This is a genomic window from Streptomyces sp. NPDC001157 (genome assembly GCF_053598255.1).
On the sequence record NZ_JBSFJW010000084.1, the window covers coordinates 1 to 3,359 of the forward strand.

At 65.6% G+C, this 3,359-nt stretch carries 1 protein-coding gene; it reads left to right on the forward strand.

All coding sequences use genetic code 11. The features are described from left to right. The coding region (locus ACWDAG_RS47615; RefSeq protein WP_450701847.1) for an RHS repeat domain-containing protein at window positions 1-3,359 on the forward strand (3,359 nt) is incomplete at both ends.

The window sequence follows — 3,359 nt, forward strand, 5'->3', positions numbered from 1 at the left end:
TATGACGCGGCCTCGTATCTGACGCGGATCGAGTACGGATGGGCATCACAGATCCCGGGCGCGCAGCTGCCGGCCGAGGTGACGCTCTCCCATGTGGGCCGGTGTTCGGAGCGGATGGCCTACAAGGACCCGCTGACCCAGACGGTGCCGGCCTGCCCGTCGATCTCCAGCTCCCCCAGTTCCTACCCCGACGTGCCGGTGGATCTGATCTGTGACGGTACGGCGGCGGACGACTCCTGCAAGAGCATCACCGGCGTGACGTATTCGCCGACGTTCTTCGCCACCGACATGCTGTGGGACATCCACACCTATGTGCGGGACACTGACACTTCGGCCTGGACCCCGGGGCAGGGGATGCAGTACCAGATGAAGTACGGTCTGCCCGACCCCTCCGGCACTATCGGCCACCAGTTGTGGCTGGACTACGTGGAGCGCCGGGGCTACGGGGACGGTCCAGACATCACTCTGCCGACGATCAACTTCAACGGTGAGTGGAAAGACAACCAGGTCGGCTCCAGCCTGCTGAACTTCCGCCGGGTCAACGAGGTCCACGGCGACCTCGGTTCCTTCGTCGACGTCACCTATGCCCAGCCGGACGCCTGCGACATCAACAACCTCCCGAGTGAGTCGTCGAACACGCAGGACTGCTTCAAGCAGACGTGGACGCCGGAGGGTGAGACCAGCGAGCACAGTGGCTGGTTCAAGAAGTACCTGGTCAGCAAGGTCACCTCGGACGCGGGCGTGGGCAAGGGCGCCAACGACGATGGCGATCCGGTGATGACGACCACGTATGAGTACCACGGCGGTGCGGGGTGGGCGTTTCCCAACGATCCGCTGACGCCGGACAGTGACGAGTCGTGGTCGGACTGGCGTGGTTATCAGCAGGTGGAGGTGCTCACCGGCACGAAGGCCAACGCGGCCTCGACGTATTACTGGCTGTATCGGGGCCTGGACGGCGACCGTACCGACAAATCGGACTCCTCCAAGACGCGCAGCGTGAACGTCACTGACGGAAACGGCACCACCTACGCTGACCATCCCTGGCTGAGCGGCTATGTGCTGGAGTCCAGCCGGCGCGACGGCACCGGTCAGTCGCACCAGCGGGTGTGGCACGACTACTGGTCGTATGACACTGCCACTTACACCGGGCTGCCGGATGCGCGGTTCGTGCGGGAGTCCAAGACGACAACGGATGACCTGATCTCGGGTGGCGCCTGGCGCGAACACGTGGTGGAGAGCCAGTACGACAGCACCGACCCGGTCAGCTACAAGTACGGCCTGCCCCTGCGGACCAACGACTGGGGCGAGGTCAACGTCGATGACAACCGGTGCACCACCTACGGGCGCGCCTACAACACCGACTACTTCCCCGACTCGCAGGTGGAACGGTGGACGGTGCTGCCTGATGAGACTCGTCACTACGCCGCCGACTGCGCCGACCGGTCGTCGGCCAACCAGGACGCGTACACGGTGACGCTCTACGACGGAGCATCGTCGCTGGCCACGGACAAGCCGACCGACGGCAACGTCACCTCCACGAGTGCCTACACCGATGCGACGCACTCCCGGACGGTCACCAACACCTACGACAACGCCGGCCGCATACGGACCACCACCGACGCCAAGGGCAACGCCACCAACGACCAGGCGAACCACACCACGACCACAACGTATTCACCGGAAACGTCCTGGCCCACCAGCGGGGTGAAGGTCACCACTCCGGACCCGGACGGGAACGGCCCAGGCACCCCGATGTCCACCACCACGTGGTACTCGCGGCTGTGGGGCAGCCCGTACAAGATTTTTAACGCCAACGGGCAGACCACCCGCATTGACCATGACGCGGTCGGACGCACCTCGAAGGTGTGGCAGCCGACCGAGATGGGCGGCTACGACGCCGGCACCACCCCGTCGATGAAGTTCACCTACACGATCACCACCGCGCCCAACTCCGACGGCGTGCCCTACCTGGTCAACCGCACCGACGCGCCGCCGGTGGTCAAGAGCGAGACACTGCAGTCCGGCAGCACATACGTGGCCTCCTACGCCTACGTCGATGGTCTCGGCCGGACCCGGGAGACTCAAGCGACGGCACCTGGGGGCACCGGGCGGACGGTGGTCTCCACCCGGTACGACACATCCGGCAACGTGACCGGTACTTCGGCCCCGTTCTACAACACCGGTGGCGTCGGTTCCGGGATGGTGAACCCGACGGTCGCGTCGCTGCCGTCGTACACGGACCTGCTGATCGACTTCGCCGGGCGGACCACCCAGTCGCGGATCATGGTCTCCGGCAATCCGCAGATCCAGGGCCAGACGATCACCAACTATCACGGCGACTACACCACGAGCGTGCCGGCCGTCGGCGAACGCACCAACACCTACACCGACGTGTACGGCCAGACGTCGAAGGTGGTCGAGTTCGGCCCCTCGACCTACACCACTACGTATGAGTACACACGCTCCGGGCAGCTGTGGAAGATCACTGATGCCAAGGGCAACGTCACCAGCTACACCTACGACTGGGCCGGCGAGCGCAAGACGACCACCGACCCGGACGCCACCACCGACCCCACCACCAAGACCGGATCCTCGTCCACCACGTACGACGACAACGGCAACATCTTCACCACGACCGACGGCGCCGGCGTCACGTTGACCTACGCGTACGACAATCTGAACCGGCCGCTGACGGTCAGCCAGGGCAGCACAGTGCTTTCCGCCCACACCTACGACACGGCCACGGGCGGCCTGGGCAAACCCGCGACGGCCACTTCGTACTCCGGTGGCAAGGCCTACACCACCGCGGTCAAGGGATACGACACGGACGGCCGGCTCACCGGCACCACGTACACGCTGCCCAGCGACGCCATGGGCATGGCCGGCAGCTACACCTACGACTACGGCTACGACACCGCAGGTCATCAGACCAGCGTCCACTACCCGGCCATGGGCGGGCTGCCCGACGAGACAGTGACCACCGCCTACGACGGCCTCGGCCTGCCCACCACGGTCACCAGCTCCCTGGGGACCCGGTACGTGGATGCCACCAACTTCGACACTCTCGGCCGCCTGACCGGCCGCACCTACGGCACCACGGCGACGACCACGACGACTGCACAGCGCAGTTACGCCTACGACGATGCGACGGGTACGGGCTGGCTGAGCAACATCACGACGACCACCAGCAGCAAGGGCACGGTCCAGAACGACACCTACGCCCGTGACGCGGGCGGTCAGATAACGGCGCTGAAGGACAACGTCACCGGCCAGAGCGAGTGCTACACCTACGACGAGCTCAACCGCCTCAGCCGGGCCTGGACCACCGAGGCCTCCACCGGATGCTCCGGCCCGTTCAC